Here is a 22,376-nt window from a genome sequence, read left to right as displayed (position 1 = left end):
GGCGACGCAGGGGGCTTCCCCAGCGCCGCGTAGACCCCCGCGGCCGCCTGCCAGACGTAGCGCGCGAGAAGCCTCGACGTCGCCGGTGCGACGTGCGGCACGAGGAGCCTCACGGCGCTCGGCCCGGTGACGGTGTGGATGAGCGTGATCACCAGCCCGGGCTGCGCCTCCTCGACGAAGATCCGCGCGAAGGTGGAGGTGAGGTCCGAGAGGAAGCGTGATGGCTCGATCGAATCATCCACGAGGTGGATGACGGAGGCAAATGCCGGCGACGCCGCGAGCGGCTTGAGCGCGTCGGAGATGAGGAAGCGCCGCGGCCGCTGATCGGCTGGAACGAGGGGGACGCTGCGGATCGCCTGCGATGGAAGGAGGCCGGCCGCGGGCTTCCCTTCCGATTCCGGAAGCGACTGGTACCGGGCCGCCCAGTAGCCGAGCCCCTCCGCGAGCTCGTGGCGGCGTGCGGGGGTCTCCTTCGCGGCGAGGCTCCGCGCCGCGTGCCCGGTGCGGATGACGCCGTGCATCGCGGCGCCGACGATCCCCGGGGCCAGTCGCGCCGACCACGTGTCGAGGACGGCGGGCCACGGCCGCTCCGCCAGCTCGCGATCGAAGAGGGCGATGAAGTCGCCGACGCGGTTGTACACGCCGAGCGTCTCCCGCCACGCGTCGGCGGCGACCGGGTTGCGGGCGTCGGGGTGGACGTCGAGGCGGCGACGGTACCCCTCGAGCCACGGCTTCACCGCGGCGGGCCGCCCGAGGGCCGTCAGCGCCTCGGCCGCCATGGGGCCGTGGTTCGCGAGCCCGCCGCCGTACTCTGGGCCGGTCGAGGCGAGGATCTCGAGGGCTTCGTCCATCGCATCTTCCTGCTCCCCGCCGGTGAGCGGTCTCACGCCCGCCGCCGCGAGGGCGCCAAGAAGGAACGCGTCGCGCGCGAAGCGTCGTCGCGTGATCGGGTCATCGGTGCCCATCTCATGGCTCACGAATCTGAAGGTCCCGGCAGATCTTTCGCGCGAGGAAGTCGTTGATCTCACGGTGCCGTGGAACCGTGGATGACTTTCGCGCCGCGCGGTTGACGTACACCGAATGGCTGCCGCCTTCACGGAGAAGCTGGCAGCCCTGTGATTCCAGATGCCGAAGCAAGTCGATGCGCTTCACGCCGCGGGGATGAGCAGCGGCTCGCGGATGACTTCCTGATCTCGGAGATCTTCCTCGGAGAGAGCGCGATTCGCTTCGAGGACCAGCATCACGGCCTCCTGAAGATTGGTCCGAGCTTCCTGAAGAGTTGGGGCCTGAGTGTTCGCGCCGGGCAGTTCTTCCACGAAACCGACATACCCGTCGGGGACTTTTCTGAATACCGCGGTCAGTTGGAGCTTCACGCTGATCGCCTCCTTGGGCTGGACACAGTCTAGGCCAGGCTCCACTGGGCGTCTAATCTGGAAAGCAACGTCGAACCAAAGCAACGTCCACCGACATCACGGCGGACACGGGGACGTGTTCGGCCGCGGTGATCCCGACGAGGTCGATCCGGGCGACCCTTCGCCGCACGCCCCCTTCCCCGTCACCAGGTAGTAGAAGAGGCCGGACGGCGAGGCCGCGTCGGTGGCGGCGGGCGATGTGTCCCCCGCGAAGAGACACGTCTGATTAAAGCTCCACCCGCCAGACGGGTGCGTCCCGCGGTAGAGGTCGTATGCGCCGATTCCCGGCGTCGCCGACCAGTGAAGAGTGTGGTCGTCGGTGAAGACGAGGTCGAGCGCGACCTCGAAGCCGGCGGGGCACGCCGAGCACGCGTCGCCGACGCCGTCGCCGTTCGTGTCCCTCTGGTCGGGGTTGAAGAGCGCCGGGCAGTTGTCGCAGGCGTCACCCACCCCGTCCCGGTCGGAGTCGGCCTGCGAGGCGTTGGCGACGAGAGGGCAGTTGTCCGCGGGAAGAAAGAGGCCGTCGCCATCCGCGTCGGCGTCGATGTGGAGAAGGTAGTAGGCGTCCTCGGCGAGGCACCCGCCGCCCGTGCATCCCCCCGAGACCGCGACCGAGTAGCTCCCGGCCGGCGCCGCGACCGCCAGAAGCGGATCGGGGGACGACGCGTCCTGCGCGATCGTCCCCGACGGGGAGTTGAACGAGACCGTCCCCGCGAGCAGCGAGAGGAGCCCCGCGCGCGCGTCGAGATCGGACTGGACCATCGCGGAAGCCGGCAGGGTGAAGCGGAAGTGATCGACATCCGATCCCGGTGCGACGACGCCGCTGACCGCGCGCGGGATCGCGATCGGCGATCCGCCCGCGAAGCTCCCGTTGTCCGGCGATGGGCCGAGGTCCACGGACATCTGGTAGAAGGCGTTCGCCGATCCCGCGTACCGCCTCACCTCCCTCACGCGAATCGTGTAGAGGCCGGTCGTGGGTATCGTCACCTGGATGAACGGGTCCGAGGGATCGGCGGTCGTGTAGGCGTCCTGGGCGATCGCCAAGCGGTTGGGATCGTAGACGGTGACGGCGAGCTTCGCGGGAGGCTGCAGAGGGTCGAAGACCGCGGAGTCGATGTCGACGGTGAGCACCTGCCCGGCCTGGGCCTGCACTCGGTAGTCGTCTTCGTCCCCCGCCGGGAAGATCAGCGCGTCGAGCGAGACGGCGACGGGAGGGGTGATGGGGGTCGCCGTGTCGAATGTGCCGTTCGGCTCGCTCTCGAGAGAAAGAAGGTAGGTGAAGGCGGCGCCCCCCGCGGTGCTCGTCGCGTGCCGAATCCGGACGAAGTACTTCCCCGCGTCCGCCGCCTGGAACGAGACGACGGGATCGTCGAACGATCCCTGGGAGGCCGCCTGGGCCACGACCGTGACGCCGTCGGGGGCGAGGACCTCGACGATGGCGCTGAGCGACGATCCGGGCTGGGGGCCGGCCCGGAATCCGCGCGCGAGGACGTCGGCCTGGATCGTCTGACCCGCGGCGAGGGCGACGGCGAAGAGGTCGACGTCTCCGGGCGCGCCGATGACGCCGCCGATCGTCATCGGGCTGACGATCGGCTGAGCGCTCGCCGCCGTGTCGTTGGGCTCGACCTCCCGGCGGAGATCGGCGCGCGCCGGAGACGGCGCGACAGCGAGGGCCAGAGCCGCGACGAGCGTCCGGAGCGCGGCGCCCCTCACTTCCGGTTCCCCTTGTTGCGCACGGTCGCCTGCGCGCAGGCCTCGAGGGGGACGCCGCGGTAGCGCGCGGCGACGCAGACGGGGACGGACGCGCCGTCCAGGCCGCCGCTCACGAGCGCGACGAGATCCTGCCCGTCGCCGTCGAGCGTCCGGCAGTCGCCGTCGGCCGGGCGGTTGAAGGTCATCGTCGCCCTCTTGCTCGAGACGGCCCGCGCCGCGAGGTTCTCGTGAAGCCCCGCCTCGAAGAGAGCACTTCCATCGCTCGCGGGGCAGGCGATCGCCGCCGGATCGGGGAGGATCGTCCCCGAGACCTTCGAGATGCGACCTCGATCGAGAGGTGTCGCGTCCACGACGACCGGATGGTTCGGATCGCAGACGAGCGAGAGCGAGACCGTCATCGAGAAGGTCGCCCCCGCCGCGTTCACGTCGAGGCTCGCCGTGCTCAGCGTGGCCGCCGCCGAGAGCTCCGTGCCGACGCAGGGATCGCACGCGTCGCCGATCCCGTCGCCGTCGAAGTCGGCCTGCGTCGGGTTGTAGGCCGCGGGGCAGTTGTCGCACGGATCGCCGACGCGATCGGAGTCCTGGTCCGCCTGCGACGCGTTCGCGATCGCGCGGCAGTTGTCGAGATCGTTGATGACGCCGTCGAAGTCGGAGTCGGTTGGCCCCGCGGCGATCGCCTCGATGGGACCCGACGGCGTCGGGTTGATCCACGCCTCGAGGATCGCCGGCCCCCGCCTCGGGACCGCGATGGGCGGGGCGAAGGCGTCGAGGACGTAGAGGACGTCGTGGGAGGGATCGCTCGTCGAGGCGAAGAGGAAGCTCCCCGCCGCGCCGAGGCCGTTGACCTTGCGGCTGAGGAAGGCCCCGACCTTGTCGTCGCCCTGGAGGAGGACCGTGTCGCAGGCCCCGTTCGCCCCGGGGAGGATCGCGTTGCCCAGCTCGAAGTCGTCGTAGAACGGCGGCGTCTCGAGAACGCCGTCGGCGCCGGGGACCACGCACCCCACGACGTCGTCGCCGTCGGGGAGGTTCGTCTCGCAGATGCCGTTACGCCCCGACTGGATCTCGTTGAGGACGACGACGTCGTCCCCCTGCGCGACCGTCTGGAGCGATCCGTTCGGCCCGGCGGCAACGCAGCGCGTCGGGGTGAGGTAGTTCTCCATCGTCACGGAGCTCCCGAACTCGAGGAGCTGGAGCTGATTCATCGGGACGTTCGCCCCGATGATCCCCGCCGTGGTGCTCCGCGAGAACCACCCGGCGTGATCGTCGAACGAGGGGGGCCACGCGTTGCCGTCCGCCCCTCCCTGCCCCGCCGTGTCCCCCGCGAGGAAGAAGCCCACGTTGAACCCGATGCCGCTGAAGGGGAATACGACGAACTGCGACTGGTTCGGCGGCTGGATGGCGAGGGAGATCAGCCCCCCCGCGCTCGCGCCGAGCCCGGTGATGCCGGTGACACCGTTGATGTTCGTCTGCGGGAAGGAGTGCAGAACCGTGCCGGTCGCCGCGCTCAGCTCGTAGATCGTCGGTGTTCCCGCCGTCGTCCCGTTCGTGTAGAAGAGCGTTCCCCGGCGCGCGGCGTACGCGAGCCCCGAGCCGCCGCCGACCGCCGGCTCCGGCGTCGGGAAGGAGTTGAGGACGACGTGGCGGCTCCGGTCGAGCTGGTAGATGCGTCCGCCGCTCCCGGGATCGACGACGAAGAGCGTCTCCGGCGGAAAGGTGTTCGGCGAGGCGTCGCACGGATCCCCGAGCCCGTCGTGATCGGCGTCGTTCTGGTTCGGGCTCGCCGTGGCGGGGCAGTTGTCGCAGGCGTCGCCGATGCCGTCCCCGTCGGCGTCGGCCTGCACGGGGTCGGGAGTCTCGGGGCAATCGTCGGCGAGGTTCTGCATGCCGTCGCCGTCGAGGTCCAGGATCGCCGCGCCGACGTCGATGCGCGCGAACGCGCGCCCGATGCGCGGGTCGTCGATCATCTTCCCCGTCGATTGAAGCCGCGTCACGATCTCGTCGGGGGTGAGGGAGGGCTCGCGCTCGAGGAGGAGCGCCGCCGCCCCCGCCGCGTGCGGGGTGGCCTGGGACGTCCCGCAGAAGGCGGAGAACTGTCCGCCGAGGCGCGCCGAGTTGATCCGGCAGCCCGGCGCAAGGAGATCGAGGAAGTCGGCGACGTTCGAGAAGCAGGTGATCTTGTCCGCCGACGTCAGGTCGCCGCAGCCGCTGAAGGCGGCGAGGCCGATGTCCGAATCGTAGACCGCCCCCACCGAGACGGCGTCTTTGAGGCACGCCGGCGAGCTGAGCTGGCCGACGAGGCCGCCGTTGCCCGCCGCCGCGAAGCTGATCGCCCCGTTCTGCGTCCGGAGAAAGGTCAGCGCCGCCCCCATCGCCGCGTTGAGGGGATCGGCGTCGTCGCACTCGGCCGGGTAGGCCGTCGAGGAGCCGAGGCTCATGTTGAGGACGCGGACGTCGGGGCGGTTGTCCAGGATCCAGTCGAGGGCCTTCGACGTGTCGAGCACGAACCCCCCTCCCGTCGCGGCGAGGACCTTCACGGAGACGACGCGCGCGCCGGGGGCCATCCCCACGGCCGAGAGGTTCGCGCTCCCCCGCGAGAGGATGATCCCCGCCACGTTCGTGCCGTGCCCGTTGTCGTCCTGCGCCGATCCCGGGCCGCTCTGCTCCTCGAGGCCGTTCGGGCAGCAGCCGACCCCGTCCCCGAGGACACTCCCCTGGCAGAAGCAGCGCTCGTCGACGAGCGCCCCCGCGAGGTCGGGGTGGTTCGCGTCGACGCCGGTGTCGATGACGGCGGTGACGATTCCCGCGCCGGTGACGCCCGCCCGATGCGCGCGATCGGCGCCGACGAGGGGAATGCTCTGCGAGAGGGCGATCGACGCGGGGAGGTTCGGTCCAACCGCCCGCACGCGCGGTGCGGCGAGGAGCCGGTCGAGGTGCCCAGCGGTGATGCGCGCGGCGATCGCCGGGATCATCGAGAAGCGGTGGAGGCCGCGAAGCTCACCCGGCGCGAAGTTGCGGAGGACCTCGTCCTGCGCCTGGTGGATTCGCGATCGGCGCGCGGCGCGGCTCGTGGTCGGGCTCGACGCCTCGGGGACCTTCAGGAGGATGATCGCGTCGGCGCTTCCGTTCGCGGCGACCTGGTTGCGGAGATCCGGGGGCGGCGCCGGCGGGCCGTCGCCGTGGAGGGGCTCGGGCTCGATGACGGGCCGCGTCGGGAGAAAGGCGACGTCATCGACTGGGGGCGGCGTCGAGGGGGTTCCGTCGAGGACGAGCGTGGCGAGAAGGAGCGCCGCGGCTCCGGCGATTCGAAGCGTTCGAGGGGTCGTGGGCATCGCGCCACCCCTGACGTGGACTCGGGCGATCGGGCTTCAAGGATGGCACACGGGCGGGGGTGAGAGAAGGGGAATCGGGCAGCCCGGGGGGGATATGGTGTACGGACCACCCATGTCTACACTTTTTGACAAGTGTAGACGGTTCCACCGGCTCACGATTCACGACTCTCTTGTGTCTAACATGTGAGTGCGCTGCACAGGAGGAGGGATTACGGCTGAGATTATCCGGCCCACGTGGTCGACTTTCACACTCGCGACCACGATCGCATTCTCGTTCGCGGTTGCTTCCACGGATCGAGCTTTAGGCAACCCGACTTCCGCACCAGTCATGCCACATGCGTCAGAGGCCGGCGCCGAAAGGGTGCGCACACCGTCCGATTCGATCCCGGCGTCGGGGACAGTCGAATGGGCGGAGGCGGTCGCTGCGGCACAGGCGGAGCTCTGGTCTCCTCAAGGTCCGGTTGACCTGGAGAAATGCTACAGGCGGCTCCTCCAGCTCTATCACGAGTGCAACGGTTGCAGGCGAAAGATCGTGAAGGACCTGGAGCGGCGGCTGCAGCTGAAGCCGGACGATGCGCCGGCCATTCGTCGCGTCCTGGAGGCGGAGTTCGTTGACGACCCGCTATCCCTGGGCCGGTTGCTCAATGACGAGGGACGTTTTCTTGAAGCCAGGCACGCGGCTGAATTGGCTCTGAAACACACTCGATTCGTCGAGAAACAACTGGACCTCGTCGAGGTCCTTGCGAATGCTCACGCTCATCTCAAGGAGCTCGATGAGGCGGGACGCCTGGCGAGACGTCTTCTCGATGACACTCCTGTGTCGTCACATTATTGCGAGAAGGCGTTGCGTTGGTGGGCCTGGCTTGGAGAGGAACCCGTGCCCGACGAACACTTCTACCGGCCAAGCGACTTCATCAGCAAGTTCGAGCACTTACGAGAGCTGGAGCGCACCCGAGGAAACGTGCCGTACGTCAGTTGTCTCTACAATCACGACCTCCTGTTCTGGGACAAGTTCGTCACCGGGTCGGCATCCATCGGCGTGCCGGTGGCCGACGATGTTCGCTCCCTCTTCCCAGACGGGATCGAGGTGCCTCAGAAACAGTTGGCCCGCAGAACGCAGGATCCAAAGACCCGGGCAGCCATCCTGCACAGCGTCGCCTGGAGGTACTGGACGAAGGACACGCGCCAGTCTGAGCTGCTCTTCCGCGAAGCAGGCGAAACAGCAACCTGGCGGAGCATCGAGGTCGGGACGCTCACATCCCCCCTATTGGGGGACGATTCGGAGCATGGGTCGGAGTTGGAGCGCCGGGCACTCCGCCTGATCAATGATTTCCCAGAGTATGAAGCGTCCTGCGAAGGATGCGTCATGTACTGCCAAGCGCTCATGCAGCCATGGCCCAAGTTCTCGAATCGAGTCAGTGAATGGGCAGGAAAGTGCCTAAGGCTGATGAATGAATGCCCCGGGGACCAATGGGGACAAGTAGTCGGGTTCTTTCCCCCTGCGAACGACAGAGCGAGGGAAGTCTACGAGGCTCTGCTCAAGAGCGGGGTCCCTGATGAGGTGATTCCGATGCTCCTCATGCGCCTTCGGGCCGCAATCGGGAAGACGGATCCGACACTTTCCTGGAGTCTTGCGCGGAAAGCGCTCGGCAATCCAGAATTTCCCGCCGTTATGCTCGAGCCTCGCGCGGGTGCACTCAGCCAGAGGGAGGCTGAGGAAGCCGGCGACTACCGCTCGGCCCTTTTCCTCGAGCTGCTTGCCCGCCATCCCGTACACACTGTGGACAATCCGGAGCGTTCGTTCCCCTCGAAGGCTCCGGAGTTTCGCAGAGGCTATTACGAACTTCAACTCGGGATGAAGCCGCACGAGAAGTGGAGCGTCTTGATCAACTTGCTCCCCACGTCTCCGAGTGATCCTGCATCGGACTACCTCCATACCGAATACTTCCTCGATCGGCTCAGCAGGGCCTCGACAATCGTCCATGAGGAGAGCGCCGCGCTCGAATGGTTCAAATCCGTCCAGAAACGGTACGTCGACGAGATCGAGCACCTGACTCCCGGTGAGAAGGGGGCACGGGAAGGGAAACACTTGATGGATGTGGAGTCGGTGCTCAAGACGCAAGTTGAGAAGCTGAAGTCCGCTGTAAGGGCTGATTGACCCGAGTCGTCTTGGCGGGACTCGTTCCGCTTCGCCCTCACGCCCCCGGTGCGCCCACCGCGGCGCCCTTGACCTTGTCGTCCTTCGTGAGCCCTTCGACGATTTCGATCCGAATGCCGTCGGACAGGCCCGTCTTGATCTTCCGGCGCTCGAACTTCTGCGGCGACGTCTCGACCTCGACGTACGGCTGATCCCCCTCGAACTGGAGGAGGCTCTCGCTCAGCGTCAGCACACCGGTGCGCCGGTCGAGGACGATGTCGGCGTTGGCGCTGTAGTTCGCGCGAATGACGGCGTCGCCGGTGACGCGCAGCGCGGCGCGGATCTTGAACTGGACGGCGCCATTCTCCTCGAACCCCTTCGGCGCGATGTGCTCGAGGACGGCGTTGAAACGGGCGGGCTCCAGGGCGCCGATGGTCAGGACCATCTCCATCCCGGTCCTCAGCTTCCCGACCTCCGACTCGTCCACCTTCCCCTCGAAGATCAGCTCCCCCATGTCGGCGAGGGCGGCGATCGTCGTCCCGTCGTTGAAGTTGTTCGACTCGATCACCGACGCCCCCTCCTTCACCGGAACGTCGAGGACCGTGCCCGTCATCGTGGCGCGCACGAGGGTGTTCGTCTCCTGCCCCGAGCGCGACGGAACGCCGCGGCGGATCACCTCGAGCGAGTCGCCGGCCGCCGCCAGCTCCTCCTGCTCCGTGTCCCGCGCGAGGATCGCCGCGCGGAGCGCCGTCTCCTCGAGGACCTTCTCGTCGAAGAGGCGCTGGCGCCGATCGAGCTCGCGCTGCGCGTCCTCGAGGCGGATGCGCGCGAGGTTGACGCGGCTCTCGGCCGAGGCGAGGGCGGCCGTCTGCGGGATGACGCGGATCACGGCGATGAGATCGCCGCGCTTCACGCGGTCGCCGGGCTCGACCTTGATCGAATCGATGATCCCCGACACCTGCGGCTTGACGGCGATCTCCTTCCTCGGGATCACCGCGCCGGTGGCGACGGCCTTCTTCACGACGTCGCCGGTCTCGGGGGAGGCGGTCTTGTAGACGACGGGCGCCGTCTGGCTCTTCTTCCACAGGAACCAGAGGGTCCCCGCGAAGAGGGCGACGAGGACGAGCGCCAGGAGGGCGCCGAGGATCTTCTTCATCGGTTCATGGTCTCCGGAAGGTCAGATGACGGCGCGGAGGGCCTCCACGGGGCTCGAGCTGACGGCGCGGCGGGCCGGGAAGATGCCGGCGACGATCCCCGCGACGATCAGGATCGCCAGGGTCTGGAGCGCCGTCGCCAGATCCACCTCGGGGTTCTTGAACATCTCGAGGTCGGCGCCGCTCGTCAGGCGGGCGGTCAGCTCGACGACCCCGACCCCCGCAATCAGGCCGAGGCTCCCGGCGATCCCCGTCAGGACGAGCGATTCCAGCACGACCTGGGCCATGATCGCGAATGGGGTGGCGCCGACGGCGCGGCGCACGCCGATCTCGTTGGTCCTCTCGCGCACGATGACGAGCATGATGTTGCTGACGCCGATGACGCCGGCGGCGAGCGTGCCGATGCCGACAATCCAGATGAGCGATTCGATCCCGCCGAAGAGCCCCTCGATCTGGCCGAACTCCTTCTCGAGGTTGAAGTGGCCGATGGCCCGTTCGTCCGCCGGGGCGACGCCGTGGCGGTCCTTGAGAAGGGCCAGCACCTTCGTCTCCATCACCGACGCGGGGACGCCCTCCTTCGACGTGATGGCGAGCCAGCCGACCTTGTCGCCGTAGTTGAAGGCCGATTGAAAGGTCGTGAAGGGAACGTAGAGGCTCTGATCCTGATCGTCGTGCGAGCCGCTCGTGCGGCGCGGCTTGAAGGCGCCGATCACCTTGAAGTCGACGCCGTTGATCCGGATGTGGCCGCCCAGAGGATCCTCGCCGCGGGGGAAAAGGACCTCCTGCACGCGCGGGCCGATGACCGCCACCTTCCTTCGCTCGGCGATGTCGAGGGCGTCGAGGAAGCGCCCGGCGACGAGCCGCACCGACTGGATGCGCGCGATCTCGGGGTAGTCGCCGAGAACGCTGAACGCCCCGGCCTTCGTGCCCCTCGTGACGTTGTTGCCCCCCTGGAATCCACCGAGCTGGTTACGGGGACAGATCACCCCCGCCTCGGGCACCTCCGCGCGGATCGCGGCGGCGTCCGCGACGGTGAACCGTATCTCCCGCCCGGGCCCGCGACCCTTGAAGGGCAGCGTCGTCCGCCGGTTCCAGACGAAGACCGAGTTGGTGGCCTGATCCGAGAAACCGTCGTTCACGCCGTTGCTCAGGCCGCTCCCCGATCCCAGCATGACGAGGAGCATGAAGATCCCCCAGAAGACTCCGAAGGCCGTGAGGAACGTGCGGAGCTTGTTGCCCTTCAGCACCTCGTAGATCTCACGCCAGTTGTCCGGATCGAAGAGGTTCATTCGCTCCTCAGCGCCTCCACGGGACGCAGGCTCCCCGCCCGGCGGGCGGGGAAGAAGCCGGCGATCGCGCCCGCGACAACGAGCAGGATCGTCGCCTCGATCGCGACGGAGAGATCCACCTCGGGTCGGATGAAGTAGCCGTCCTTCGGCAGGACGCGGCTCGCGATCTCGAGGACGGCAATCCCCAGGACGAGCCCCGCGTACCCGGCCACCGACGTGATGAGGATCGACTCCTTGAGGATGAGCGAGACGACGGACCACGGCGTCGCCCCGAGCGCCTTCCTCACGCCGATCTCGCGGGTGCGCTCGCGCACGGCGATCATCATGATGTTGCTCACGCCGACGATCCCCGCGAGGATCGTGCCGAGCCCCACGACCCAGACGAACGCCCGTATCGCGCGCATCAGCTTCGTGAAGCGGTCGAACTGCTCGTTGTTGTTGTTCACGAAGACGGCCCGCGTGTCGTCGGCCGAGAAGGCGTGCTTCTCGGCCATGCGGTTCTTGACCTCCTTCGCCATCGCCTCCGTCTTCGGCAGCGGTTCCGTCCCCGTCGTCATGAAGATCTGGTTGACGCGGTTCGCGCCCCCGAACGCCCGCTGGGCCGTGGAGATCGGAACGTAGATCTTCTCCTGCTCGTTCTCCCCTCCCTCGTCGGTGAAGGTGCCCACGATCTTGAAGGAGACGCCGTTGATCTGGATCTCCTTGCCTATCGGGGGCTCGTCCTTGAAGAGGGCCTTGACGACCCTGTCGCCTAAGGCAGCCACCTTGCGCCGCTCCTTGATGTCGAGGGGGTTCAGGAAGCGCCCCTCCGTGACGATCGTCTTCTCGAAGTACAGGTGATCGGGGTGCACGCAGCGCACGTCGAACGAGGTCGTGAGGTCGCGGTAGCGCACGACCAGCGTCCCCTTGATGTAGAAGCGCGAGGTGATGTGGTCCACGCCGTCCACGCCCGCGGCCAGCCCGTCGTAGTCGTCGTTCGTGAGCTGCACGCGGCGTCCGGGCTTCAGCCCCTTGTACGGGACGCTCGTCTGGCCCGGGTAGACCCAGATGCTGTTGATGGCGTCGTCGCGGAACTGGTGCTCGATGCCGTGGGAGAGGCCCTGCCCCGATCCGAGGAGCACGATCAGCATGAAGATCCCCCAGGCGACGCTGAAGGCCGTGAGGGCGGAGCGGAGCTTGTTGCTCCGGATGATGCTGAAGATCTCCTGCCAGGTGTCGGTGTCAAACATCGGCCGGCCTCTCGTGGGCGTTCTCGATGCGGCCGTCGTGCAGCCGGATGATGCGGCGCGTCATCGCCGCGACGTCCCGCTCGTGCGTGACCACGACCACGGTGACCCCCTCGGCGTTCACCTCCTGGAGGACGCGCATGATCTCGAGCGAGGTCGTCGAGTCGAGGGCGCCGGTCGGCTCGTCGGCGAGGAGAATCTTCGGCTTGCCGACGAGCGCCCGGGCGATCGCGATGCGCTGCTGCTGGCCCCCCGACATCTCCGACGGGCGATGCTCGGCCCGGTCCAGGAGCCCGAGGCGGGCAAGGGCTTCGGTCGCGATCGCGAGCCGGCGCTTGCGGCTCACCCCCTGGTAGTAGAGAGGCAGCGCGACGTTCTCGGCCGCGGTCTTGAAGGGGATGAGGTTGAACGACTGGAAGACGAAACCGACGGCCTTGCGCCTGTGGATCGCCGCGCGGGTCTCGGAGATCCCCTTCATCAGCTCGCCGTCGAGGCGGTAGGCGCCGGCGTCGTAGCCGTCGAGGAGCCCGACGACGTTCATCAGGGTCGACTTCCCCGACCCCGACGCCCCCATGATGGAGACCATCTCCCCCGCGTCGATCGTCAGATCGATCGACTTGAGGACGTGCAGGCGGTTCTTCCCCGAGACATAGGTTTTGTCCACGCCTTCGAGCTGGATCATCGGGGTCGGGGCCACACCTCTCCTCGCCGGGCGGCTGCGCGCCGCCCTGTACGATAGGCGAGGAGTGCGTGTTTCGTCGAATGGCCCCCGGTCCCTCGAATTCCGGGAGGATGCGTGGCGGGGGCCGCGGGACCCTGATATGGTTGCGCAATGCAACTAAAACGCGCCCCCAAGCGCCGGCGTCCCCCCCGGCGCGGCGCGAGCGGGGTCTCCGCGACGCGTCTCCACGCCGACACCGCCGAGTTCTACTCCGCCTTCCTCGAGCTGTTGCGCGTCTTCCAGTTCAGGGACCGGGACCGGGCATGCTACGGCGACGTCACGTTGACCGAGTGCTACAGCCTCGAGGCCCTCGACCGCCGCGGCGCCATGACCGTCAGCGATCTCGCCGCAGACCTGTGCCTCGACAAGAGCGGCGCCAGCCGGACCCTCGCCTCGCTCGAGAGGAAGGGCTACGCCCTGAGGTTCGATCACGCGACCGATCGGCGGGCGCTCATGATCCGGCTGACCTCGACGGGTCGGGCCGTCCTGTACCGGATCAAGAGTGACATCGAGGCGCGCTACCGGGACATCCTGTCGGACTTCCCTCCCCCGGTCCGGCGCGAAGCGGTGAGGCTTCTCCGGGCCCTGACCCGGGACGCGCGGGCGACGTCGTCGAAGACCTGCAGGGCGCCGGCGAAGGGGAAGCAGGGAAAACGATGAGGCGTTTCTGACGTTCATTAGTTGTGATACGCAACTACTTGCAGCCGGATCTCCGCATCCCCGATGCGGCCGGCCCGAGGAGGCATGATGTTGATCCGCATCCCGAAAGGCTGGGAGATCTCCGAAGCGCAGGCGTCCGATGAGGGCGCCTATCTGAATCGCCGGAGGTTCGTGAGAACGCTGGGCCTCGCCGGCGTCGTGGCCGGGTCCGGAGCGCTCTGGGCGCCGGGGGCGGAGGAGCCGGCGAGGCCGGCCGCACCGCCCGCGCCGCCTCCCGGGGTCCCAAGCCCGCTCTTCCCCGCGAAGCGGAACCCCGCCTACACCGTCGACGCCCCCCTCACGGCCGAGAAGGCCGCCGCGAGCAGCAATATCTTCGACGAGTTCTCCTCGGCGCGCGACGGCGTCGCCGAGGCGGCGAGGAACTTCCGCACCAGCCCGTGGACGATTCACATCGGCGGCTCGGTCGCGAAGGCGATCACCCTCGACGTCGAGGAGCTCGTCCGCCGCGTCGGGCTCGAGGAGCGCGTCTACCGCCACCGGTGCGTGGAGGCGTGGTCGATGGTCGTGCCGTGGACGGGATTCCCGCTGAAGAAGCTGGTCGATCTCGCCGAGCCCATGCCCGGCGCAAAGTACCTCCGGATGATCAGCTTCCACCGCCCGGAGGAGGCGCCGGGATGGTACGCGAGCAAGCGCGTCTTCCCCTACTACGAGGCCCTCTCCCTCGCCGAAGCGACGCACGAGCTCGCCTTTCTCTCGACCGGAATCTTCGGCCATCCGCTCCCGGCGCAGCACGGCGCGCCGCTTCGCCTCACGGTCCCGTGGAAGTACGGCCTCAAGAGCATCAAGTCGATCGTCGCCTTCCAGTTCACCCCTGAGCGGCCCGGGACCTTCTGGAACGACCTTTCTCCGACCAAATACTCGTTCGAGTGCAACGTCCGGCCGGACGTCCCGATCCCGTGGCCGCAGACCGAGGAGACGGTTCTCGATACCGGAGAAACGCGAAAGACCGAGCCGTACAACGGCTATGAGAAGTTCGTGGCGCACCTGTATGCGTAGCGGCGGCCTCCCCGCGGCGGTGCTGGCCCTCTCCGTGAGCCTCGCCGGCCCTCCGCCCGGAACGCTGGCGCCGGCGGTGAGGGAAGCGCTCGACCCGATCGGCGTCGCGGTCGCGTCCGACGGATCGCCGGTGATGACCTTCTGGCCGCGCCTCGAATTCCCCGAGGCCGATCGCGGCGCCCCGCCTCCCGCGACCGCCCTCGGACGGGATCGATTGCGCCTCGGCGAGCTGGGGCGCGGAAGCCTCGTGGGCGCGATTCTCGTCGAGGGACCGTGGGCCGACGCGCGCGGCCGGGTTCTGGCTCCAGGGACCTACACGGCGCGCTACGCCGTCCAGCCCCAGCTCAAGGACCACGTCGATGTCTCGCCATGGCGCGACTTCCTGATTCTCATCCCGGCAGGCGCCGCGGACACGCCCGGAGCTCTCACCGAGGCCGAGGCGATCGCCCGGAGCAAGGCCGCGTCGGGGACGGGACACCCTCTCGTCCTGGGGCTTCGCTCCCCGCCGGCCGGAGCGTCACCGGGGACGCTCGTCGCCACCGACGAGGGGTCCTGGATGATTGTCGCGGGCGGAGCGGACCACGCGATCGGGGTGGTGCTGAAGGGACCGTAGGGCCCGCGCCTCACCGTTCATCGCGGGCGCGCTGAGCCTCTTCCATCGTGCGGAACTTGAAGACGCCCCGGGGATAACGCTTCGGCGAAATCGTCCAGTAGCGGGCGCAGTGTCGCAGGAAGCGCTCGAAGTCCGGCACCCGTGACTTGCGCGGACGCGCGGCGTTCATCTCCTCGATCGACCGAAACTTCTGGACGGTCACGTCAGCCCTCGCCCTTCAAGTTGAAGCGCTCTCGCAGCGCCGCCGCGTCCACGCGATCCTGCGGCCGGACGGTTCCACTCTTCAATCGATAGAGCGCGGCCGGCGTCGCCACCCTCACGCGCGTGCCGGCGACTTCCTTGATCTCGGAGTCGACCGATTCGAAACGGGCCACTTCGCCGAGGCGCGTGAGCACGTCGAAGTAAAGATCGCCTGTCGGAGGGTAGTAGCGGACGGCCGGATAGTCCCCGAGCAGGTCCGCCGAAGTGATCTCGTCGATGTTCGGATCGCCGCCGTAGGCCTCGCGGAACGCGGCCCGAAGGCGCTCGACATTCTCCGGTGTGGCACGGATGAAGAGGTCCACATCCTCCGTCGCCCGCACGAGGCCGTGAAAACCCATCGCGGTTGCACCGATGAGCACGTACTCGAGCCCCGACGCCTCGAAGGCTGAGAGCACGCGGAGGATCTCGTCCCGGTCCATGCGGCGAGGATAGCCTCTCCGTCTCCGCGCCTCTAGTCGAGCGCCATCGAGATCTCCGACTCCTTTCCGTCGCGCTGGATGGCGAGCTTCACCGGCGAGGCGTGGAGCATCTCGCCGAGGCGGGTCGTGTCGAGGTCCTTCACCGGGGTGCCGTTGACCTTCAGGATGCGATCGCCGGCGCGGATCCCGGCCTTCTCCGCCGGCGAGCCGGGGTCTGTTCCGACGACCTCGTACTCCCCCGACTCCGAAGGCTGGAGCCGAACGCCATAGCGGCGCTGAGGCGGGGCGGCCGCGACCAGGGAGCGATGCGAAGCCGCGGGCTCCGCGGCGACGGCCGCGCCCTCCTCGAACTTCAACCGATGCTGCGACACGTCGAGCGTGACCGCAAAGCGCTTCAGAAAGTCGTAGCCGATGTTTCCCATCGGCAACTCGCTGAACGAGAGCTCGGGGTTCCGGAGTTTGAAGCTCCCGAGGGCCAGGTCCCCCTTGAGGGTGGCGCCGAGGATGACGAACTCTTTGTCGACGGTGCGCGCGCGGCGGATCTCGACCGGCGGCGCCTCGAGCGGGAGCTTCGCCGCGTAGGAGGTTGGGAGGGAGATGCCTCCGGAGCTTCCCGAGTCGACGTGCGCCGGAATCTCGAACCCCGCCACGTTGAGCCGGACCTCCGGAAGGGGGGCGTCGGCCTCGAACTCGAAGATGCGGGCGCCGTCCGCTGGCGGAAGGTTCCCCTTCGCCACCGTGACGGCGGACTTCGGGTAGTCGAGCGTGACGAGACAGCCTGCAAAAACGCTCGGGCTCAGCACTCCCGCGACGGTCGTGTCCCTCAAGATTCCGACGAGGTCCATCGTCGCCGCGCGCGCGCCCGTCACTCGGGCGTCGCCCAGCCCGAGGCTCTCGATCCGGACGAGCTTCGACGGAATCCCCTGCTTGCCGAGGGGGCTGTTCAGCTCAGTATCGCCCAGCTCCTCGAGCTTCAGCTCCTTCGCGACCGCGGTGTCGACGACCGAGCCGTGCGCGCCGGTGTCGAGGACGAACTGGTACGGGCCCTTCCCGTTGAGCATCACCGCGATGCGGGGATGGCGGCCGACCAGCGTCATCGGGACGGTCACCTGTCCCGCGACGAGGGAGATCGAGTCCGCCTGCGCCCCACCGTGCTCGTGCCCGTGCATCTGCGCCAGCGCCGGGAACGCCCCCGCCGTGAAGATCAGCCAGAGGGCCGTGAGGACCGTCCTGTAAGGGCTCATACCGCCTCCTTTCCGGGTGCATCCCGGGCCTATAGTTCTATTCGTACTATACGGGAGATGCTAGCATAGGTTGCACGCGCATCCAGGAAGGCGGGACGCGGACGCGGGAGGGCGGCACGTGAGGAAGCGAACCGGGCTGAGCGAGCTGGAGGGGGCCACGCTGGGAGTGGTCTGGACCGAAGAGCCCTGCACCCCCTACACCATCCGCAGGCTCTTCCAGAGCTCGCCGAGCCCCTTCTGGAGCGGGAGCGCGGGGGCGATCTACCCGCTGGTCGAGCGGCTCGAGAAGAGGGGATTCCTTCGCGCCCAGGCGACGAGGACCGGCAAGCGGAAGGGGTGGCTGTACTCGCTCACGCCGGCGGGTCTCCGCGCCGCGCGGGGGTGGATGGGCCCCCCGCTCCCCCGCTGGGCGGTGGGCGTGCCGATGGACGCGCTCCGGACGCGCGTCCGGTTCCTCGGTGCGCTCACGCCGTCACGCCGGAAGGCCTTCATCGACGAGGCCATCGACATGATCGGCGAGGAGATCCGGCTGGTCGACGCGGATCGCCGCGCGCGGCTCACGGATCCCGATCCCTTCAACCACCTGATGGGCCAGGGGGCGGTTCTCATGCTCCGCGCGCGGCAGGCGTGGCTCCGCGGCGTCAGGAGTGTGATGGAGCGCGCCGGCCCCCGGCCGGCGCGGCGTCACTTCCGCTCGTAGCGGATCTCCTCCATCCACTGCTCCTTGCCGTCCTGATACCAGCTCCACTTCGACGTGAAGTGGTCCCTGTCCTGGAAGGAGAAGGCCGCGCGATCCATGTGCCCGGCATCGCGCGACGCCATGCCGGTCCCGTCGATGAAGGTGAAGACGGCCGACGATCCTCCGTCGCCGATCTCGTGGGCGACCATCCTCGGCTGGTTCTTCGCGACGCAGTAATGGGTCAGCATCACCCTCGGCCCGTCGAGGTGGTACGTCGTGAGCATCGTCTCCCCCGGATGGGCGTCGAACGACGTCTCGACGACCACCGAGCCGTCCGCGATCGTCCGGAACGACGTCTGGTCCTCCCATCCCTTGGTGCTCCTTCCGACCCACGTCCCTTCGAGCGACTTGAGACGCTCGAAGAGGGCCTTCGCCTCGAGTGAGGCGGGGGCGGCGGCGACGACGGGGCCCGGGGCCAGGAAGGCGCCGAGAACGAGGCATAACAGCGACGCGATCAGCTTTCGCTCGAAGTGCGGCATGGCGTGTCTCCTGTGACAGGGAGCGTCCCCATGGGCGCTCCAGGTTCATCTCCCCTGAGTGACGCGCCTCCGCGCGATCGTTGCCGTTCCCTCCTCGTGGCAACCCTTTCTCCCGCCCGCGCCACTCAGGGATAGAGTGAGCCGGATGGAAGATCACCTCGACGACCGGGAGTTGGCCGCCGCCTTCGCCGCGCGCGGAGACGAGACCGCCTTCCGGGAGCTCTACCGCCGCCACTCCCCCGCCCTGTACCTCCTGGCGGTGCGGCTGCTCGGCGGAACGGGGCGCGGCGCCGAGGATGCCGTGCAGGAGACGTGGACCCGCGCGGCGGCGCGCCTCGCCTCGTTCCGATGGGAGTCGGCTCTCCGGACGTGGCTCTCGGGGATCGCCGTCAACGTCTGCCGCGAGACGGGCCGGAGCGCCCCGCCGGAGAGATCGATCGAGATCGATCCGGAGCCGGCCGACCCCGGCGTCGTCGACGGCGCGGCCCGGCTCGATCTCGAGGAGGCGATCCGCCGCCTCCCCGCGGGCGCGCGCATGGTGATGGTGCTGCACGACGTCGAGGGGAGAACGCACGCGGAGATTGGCGCGACCCTCGGCATCGACGAGGGGACTTCGAAGAGCCAGCTCCACAAGGCAAGACGGGCCGTCCGCGCCGCGCTGACGCGGGAGGGGCCGGAAAGGAAACGACGATGACCGATCGGGATGACTGGACCGACGAGGAACGGCGGGCGCTCGACGGCCTCCCGCGCGAGGAGGCGCCGCCGGCGTGGCTCGAGGAGCGCGTCGTGAGCACGCTCCGGGGGCGCGGGCACCTCACCGCCCCGAGATCCTCCCGCTGGAAGTCCGTCGCCGGCGCGATCGCGGCCTCGATCATCGTCTTCATCGCGGGCCTCGGCGCGGGTGTCCGTTGGTCCCACGGCCAGGCCGCCGCGCCTTCGGGATCGCGCTTCGTGCTTTTCCTGTACGAGGATGCCGGCTACGACGCGCCTCACGACGGTGAGGTGACGGGCCGCGTCGCGGAGTATGGCCGCTGGGCCGCTGCGGTCCGCGCCCGCGGGATCGGGATCACCGGCGAGAAGCTCAAGGATGACGGAACCCTCCTCGCCCCTGACGCCGCGGACATCACCGTCGCGGCCGGGGTCCCCATGGCGGGAGAGGGGGTGATCGCGGGGTACTTCGTCGTGACCGCGCGCGACGCCGGCGAGGCGGTCGCCGTCGCGCGCGACTGCCCCCACCTCAGGCACCGCGGTCGCGTCTCTGTCCGGGAGATCGATCCGGTCTGACGTTCGAGCTCCGCCGGGCGCTTCACTCGCTCCTGAGAGCCACCGTCGGATCCACGCGGACGGCCCGCCGCGCCGGGATGACGCACGCGAGGAGCGACGCGGTCACGAGGATGCCGGGGACGGCGACGAGCACCTCCACGTCGCCGGGGCTCACCTCGAAGAGGAGTCCGGACATCAGCCGGGCGAGCCCGAGCGCGCACGGGACGCCGATCGCCACGCCGGCCAGCGAGGCGACCATCCCCTGCCGGAGAACGAGGCTCACGACGTTCCCGGCCCGCGCGCCGAGCGCGACGCGGATGCCGATCTCGCGGCGGCGGCGGGACACCGCGTACGCGAGGACGCCGTAGTTCCCGAGCGCGGCGAGGAGCAGGGCGACTCCCGCGAAGATCTCGAGAAGGAGCGCGGTGAAGCGGCGCGGGCTCAGCGAGTCGCTCAGGACCTCGTCCAGGGACTCGAGCGACGCCACCGGCAGCGTCGGATCGAGCGCCGCGATTCTGGCCTTGATCGCGCGGGCAAGATGCGCGGGATCCTCGGGCGTCCTCAGCATCATCGCCATGAAGTTGTTCGGGAGTTGGGCCTGCGACCAATAGAGGGTGTCACGGGCCTCGGTGTCGAGCGCGGTGAGCCTCACGTCGCCGACGACGCCGACCACCTCCGCCTCGATTTCGTCCCCCCAGCTCATGAAGACGTGCCGACCGATCGGATCTTCTCCCGGCCACTGGCTCCGCGCGAGCGCCTGGTTGACGATTACCTTCTTCGGCGCGGCGGCCGCGTCGTCCTTCGTGAAGGCCCTCCCCGCCAGAAGGGGAACCCCGAGGGTTCGAAACAGGTCCGGGGTCACGATCCGCACGTCGGCGACCGGCTCCCGCCCCGGCGGGGCCGCCTCACGCCCCGCGATCCGGTACACGGTGGCCGAGCCCCCGGTGAGCAGGCGCCAGCTCATCCCCCCCACCGACGAGACTCCGGGAATCGTGGCGAGGCTTTCCGCCGCCTGCTCGAAGAAGCGGGCGACGCGCTCGGGCTGGGCGTAGCGGGCGGACGGGAGCGAGATGTCGAAGACCGTCACCCCGTCGCGGTGCACCCCGGCGTCCACGCTCGACAGCCGCGAGAAGCTCTTCAGGAGGAGCCCCGCGCCGACGAGGAGGACGAGGGAGAGGGCCATTTCCGCGACGACGAGCGCATGGCGCAGGCCGAGTCTCTCCCTTCCCGTCCCGGCGGCCGACGAGCCCTCGCGCAGCGTCCCCTCGATCGGAGCGCGCGTCGCGGCCAGCGCGGGGGCGATCCCGAAGGCGACCCCGCTCAACGCCGCGAGCGCGAACGCGAAGAGGAATCCCGGAGCCCCCATCCGGATCTCGGTGAAGCGGGCGAGATCGGGCGGGAGAAGCGCGCTGAACCCCGCCACCGCCCAGAGCGCGAGGAGGAGGCCGGCGGCGCCGCCGATCATCGAGAGGAGGGTGCTCTCGACGAGGAGCTGCCGCACGAGCCGCGATCGGGGCGCGCCGAGCGCCAGGCGCACCGCCATCTCCCGGAGCCGGTCGGCCCCCCGGGCGAGGAGGAGGTTCGCGACGTTGGCGCCGGCGATGAGAAGCACCACTCCGACGGCGCCGAACAGGAGGAGAATCGCCCGCCGGGACTCCGAGACGAGCTGCTCCCTGAGGGGGACGACCTTCACCCCCCACCCTCCGTCGAAATCGGGAAGCTCCTTCTCGGTCGAGGCCGCGATCGCCGTCATCTCGGCCTGGGCGCTCTCGAGGGTGACGCCCGGCTTGAGGCGCCCGACGACGGTCATCCAGCGGCCGCGCGCGTTGCGCTGCGCCTCGCGCATCACGACCGGAGTCCAGAGCTGCACGTTGACGAGGCCGCGGTACTCGCGCGGCATCACGCCGACGATCGTGCTCACGGTGTCGTTGAGCCTGAGGGTCTTCCCGAGGACTTGCGGGTCGCCCGCGAGGCGGCGCGTCCAGTAGTCGTGGCTGAGGACCACCACGTTGTCGTGCCCCGCGACGGCGTCGTCGGGGCCGAGAGGGCGGCCGATCTGCGCTCCGACGCCGAGCGCGCCGAAGTAGTCGGCGGTGACGTAGCCGAGGTCGATCCTTTCGGGCTCGCCCTCCGCCTGCACGTTGCCGGAGAACTGGATCATCCCCGCGAGGGACTCGAACGAGGCGGCGCGCTCGCGCCAGCGGATGAAGTTGGCCGGCCCCACGACGTTGGGTTTGCCGTCGCGTGCGACGTTTCGCTCCCAGACGAAGACGAGGCGCTCAGGCTCCTTGAACGACGGGGCCCGGAGGAGCACCGCCTCCACCACGCTGAAGATCGCCGAGTTCGCCCCGATCCCGAGAGCCAGCGTGAGGACGGCGACGAGGGTGAACCCCGGCGTCCGGCGAAGCGTCCGCGCCGCGTGCCGCAGATCCTGGATCACCCCTTCGACCATACGTCCCCCCTCCGATCCGGATCCGGACTGCGAATCAGGACGCGGTGACGGTTCTCGCGGGGACCTCGCGCGTGAGCCCCCAATCCTTGTGCGGCGTGCCGTTCTTGATCAGCCAGCCGTACAGGAGCGTGCCGTACCCCACCGGCTTCATCCCCATCTCGTCGTAGAAGGGCTTGAGCATCCGGTGGAGCTTCGCGAGGTTGTAGAAG

The 22,376-nt window shown here is 68.9% G+C and carries 22 protein-coding genes; 7 read left to right on the top strand and 15 right to left on the bottom strand.

The features are described 5' to 3' along the window. The 5 genes from HY049_18755 to HY049_18735 form a co-directional block, all read right to left on the bottom strand. Positions 1–965 (bottom strand): DUF4243 domain-containing protein (locus HY049_18755; GenBank protein MBI3450942.1); only part of this gene is annotated, 965 nt, incomplete at its 3' end. 1 nt (position 966) lies between these two features. Continuing rightward, entirely contained in the window at positions 967–1,152 is a 186-nt protein-coding gene (locus tag HY049_18750; GenBank protein MBI3450941.1) for a type II toxin-antitoxin system HicA family toxin, read from the bottom strand. Further along, on the bottom strand, positions 1,149–1,373 hold the full coding sequence (locus HY049_18745; protein ID MBI3450940.1) for a type II toxin-antitoxin system HicB family antitoxin: 225 nt from the start codon (positions 1,371–1,373) through the stop codon (positions 1,149–1,151). Before HY049_18745 ends, HY049_18750 begins: the two co-directional genes overlap by 4 nt. A 96-nt stretch (positions 1,374–1,469) precedes the next feature. Then, on the bottom strand, positions 1,470–3,125 hold the full coding sequence (locus HY049_18740) for a pre-peptidase C-terminal domain-containing protein (protein ID MBI3450939.1): 1,656 nt from the start codon (positions 3,123–3,125) through the stop codon (positions 1,470–1,472). After that, a complete protein-coding gene (locus HY049_18735; protein MBI3450938.1) occupies positions 3,122–6,454 on the bottom strand; it encodes a S8 family serine peptidase in 3,333 nt (1,110 codons plus the stop codon). The genes HY049_18740 and HY049_18735 overlap by 4 nt, the downstream gene beginning before the upstream one ends. Before the next feature lie 532 nt (positions 6,455–6,986). Here HY049_18735 and HY049_18730 point away from each other — a divergent pair. Further along, the gene (locus HY049_18730) at positions 6,987–8,612 is read left to right on the top strand and encodes a hypothetical protein (protein ID MBI3450937.1); all 1,626 of its coding nucleotides are present in this window, start codon (positions 6,987–6,989) and stop codon (positions 8,610–8,612) included. Positions 8,613–8,649: 37 nt separating this feature from the next. Here the strand turns inward: HY049_18730 and HY049_18725 are convergent, their stop codons facing one another. The 4 genes from HY049_18725 to HY049_18710 are packed head-to-tail and all read right to left on the bottom strand — an operon-like array spanning position 8,650 to position 12,942. Beyond that, positions 8,650–9,747, bottom strand: a complete 1,098-nt coding sequence (locus HY049_18725) for an efflux RND transporter periplasmic adaptor subunit (protein ID MBI3450936.1) — start codon at positions 9,745–9,747, stop codon at positions 8,650–8,652. Positions 9,748–9,768: 21 nt separating this feature from the next. Beyond that, on the bottom strand, positions 9,769–11,034 hold the full coding sequence (locus HY049_18720) for an ABC transporter permease (protein MBI3450935.1): 1,266 nt from the start codon (positions 11,032–11,034) through the stop codon (positions 9,769–9,771). Further along, on the bottom strand, positions 11,031–12,263 hold the full coding sequence (locus tag HY049_18715) for an ABC transporter permease (protein MBI3450934.1): 1,233 nt from the start codon (positions 12,261–12,263) through the stop codon (positions 11,031–11,033). Before HY049_18715 ends, HY049_18720 begins: the two co-directional genes overlap by 4 nt. Continuing rightward, positions 12,256–12,942, bottom strand: coding sequence for an ABC transporter ATP-binding protein (locus HY049_18710; protein MBI3450933.1), 687 nt, complete (start codon positions 12,940–12,942; stop codon positions 12,256–12,258). The genes HY049_18715 and HY049_18710 overlap by 8 nt, the downstream gene beginning before the upstream one ends. A 150-nt stretch (positions 12,943–13,092) precedes the next feature. Here HY049_18710 and HY049_18705 point away from each other — a divergent pair, with 150 nt between their 5' ends. The 3 genes from HY049_18705 (at position 13,093) to HY049_18695 (ending at position 15,310) form a co-directional block, all read left to right on the top strand. After that, positions 13,093–13,641, top strand: coding sequence for a MarR family transcriptional regulator (locus HY049_18705; protein MBI3450932.1), 549 nt, complete (start codon positions 13,093–13,095; stop codon positions 13,639–13,641). 87 nt (positions 13,642–13,728) lie between these two features. Continuing rightward, entirely contained in the window at positions 13,729–14,697 is a 969-nt protein-coding gene (gene msrP, locus HY049_18700) for a protein-methionine-sulfoxide reductase catalytic subunit MsrP (protein ID MBI3450931.1), read from the top strand. Continuing rightward, complete coding sequence (locus tag HY049_18695; GenBank protein MBI3450930.1) at positions 14,690–15,310, top strand: hypothetical protein; 621 nt, start codon at positions 14,690–14,692, stop codon at positions 15,308–15,310. Before msrP ends, HY049_18695 begins: the two co-directional genes overlap by 8 nt. A 10-nt stretch (positions 15,311–15,320) precedes the next feature. On the opposite strand, the gene HY049_18690 is transcribed toward HY049_18695, so the two are convergent. Genes HY049_18690 through HY049_18680 form a run of 3 tightly spaced genes read right to left on the bottom strand, consistent with a single transcriptional unit; the run spans position 15,321 to position 17,234 of the window. Further along, entirely contained in the window at positions 15,321–15,512 is a 192-nt protein-coding gene (locus HY049_18690; protein ID MBI3450929.1) for a hypothetical protein, read from the bottom strand. A 1-nt stretch (position 15,513) separates the two neighbouring features. Further along, positions 15,514–15,966: a nucleotidyl transferase AbiEii/AbiGii toxin family protein gene (locus tag HY049_18685; GenBank protein MBI3450928.1), complete on the bottom strand. Its 453-nt coding sequence runs from the start codon at positions 15,964–15,966 to the stop codon at positions 15,514–15,516. A 56-nt stretch (positions 15,967–16,022) separates the two neighbouring features. Then, entirely contained in the window at positions 16,023–17,234 is a 1,212-nt protein-coding gene (locus tag HY049_18680) for an aspartyl protease family protein (GenBank protein ID MBI3450927.1), read from the bottom strand. 118 nt (positions 17,235–17,352) lie between these two features. Here HY049_18680 and HY049_18675 point away from each other — a divergent pair, with 118 nt between their 5' ends. Beyond that, positions 17,353–17,934, top strand: a complete 582-nt coding sequence (locus HY049_18675; GenBank protein ID MBI3450926.1) for a PadR family transcriptional regulator — start codon at positions 17,353–17,355, stop codon at positions 17,932–17,934. Here HY049_18675 and HY049_18670 read toward each other — a convergent pair. Beyond that, positions 17,919–18,452 (bottom strand): hypothetical protein, encoded by a 534-nt coding sequence (locus tag HY049_18670; GenBank protein ID MBI3450925.1) that lies wholly within the window; start codon positions 18,450–18,452, stop codon positions 17,919–17,921. The genes HY049_18675 and HY049_18670 overlap by 16 nt on opposite strands. 136 nt (positions 18,453–18,588) lie before the next feature. On the opposite strand from HY049_18670, the gene HY049_18665 reads away from it, so the two are divergent. Together HY049_18665 and HY049_18660 are read left to right on the top strand one after the other, a co-directional pair. Beyond that, positions 18,589–19,146, top strand: a complete 558-nt coding sequence (locus HY049_18665) for an RNA polymerase sigma factor (protein ID MBI3450924.1) — start codon at positions 18,589–18,591, stop codon at positions 19,144–19,146. Further along, entirely contained in the window at positions 19,143–19,736 is a 594-nt protein-coding gene (locus HY049_18660) for a hypothetical protein (protein MBI3450923.1), read from the top strand. Before HY049_18665 ends, HY049_18660 begins: the two co-directional genes overlap by 4 nt. Before the next feature lie 22 nt (positions 19,737–19,758). On the opposite strand, the gene HY049_18655 is transcribed toward HY049_18660, so the two are convergent. Next, the gene (locus tag HY049_18655) at positions 19,759–22,167 is read right to left on the bottom strand and encodes an ABC transporter permease (protein ID MBI3450922.1); all 2,409 of its coding nucleotides are present in this window, start codon (positions 22,165–22,167) and stop codon (positions 19,759–19,761) included. Between the two features lie 34 nt (positions 22,168–22,201). Beyond that, a partial coding sequence (locus tag HY049_18650; protein MBI3450921.1) for a hypothetical protein occupies positions 22,202–22,376 on the bottom strand: 175 nt, incomplete at its 5' end.

It is taken from the genome of Acidobacteriota bacterium (assembly GCA_016195325.1).
In the GTDB taxonomy this organism is placed as follows: Bacteria; Acidobacteriota; Polarisedimenticolia; order JACPZX01; family JACPZX01; genus JACPZX01.
Note: the sequence above shows the minus strand (reverse complement) of the source record. Positions and strands in the feature narration are given on the sequence as shown.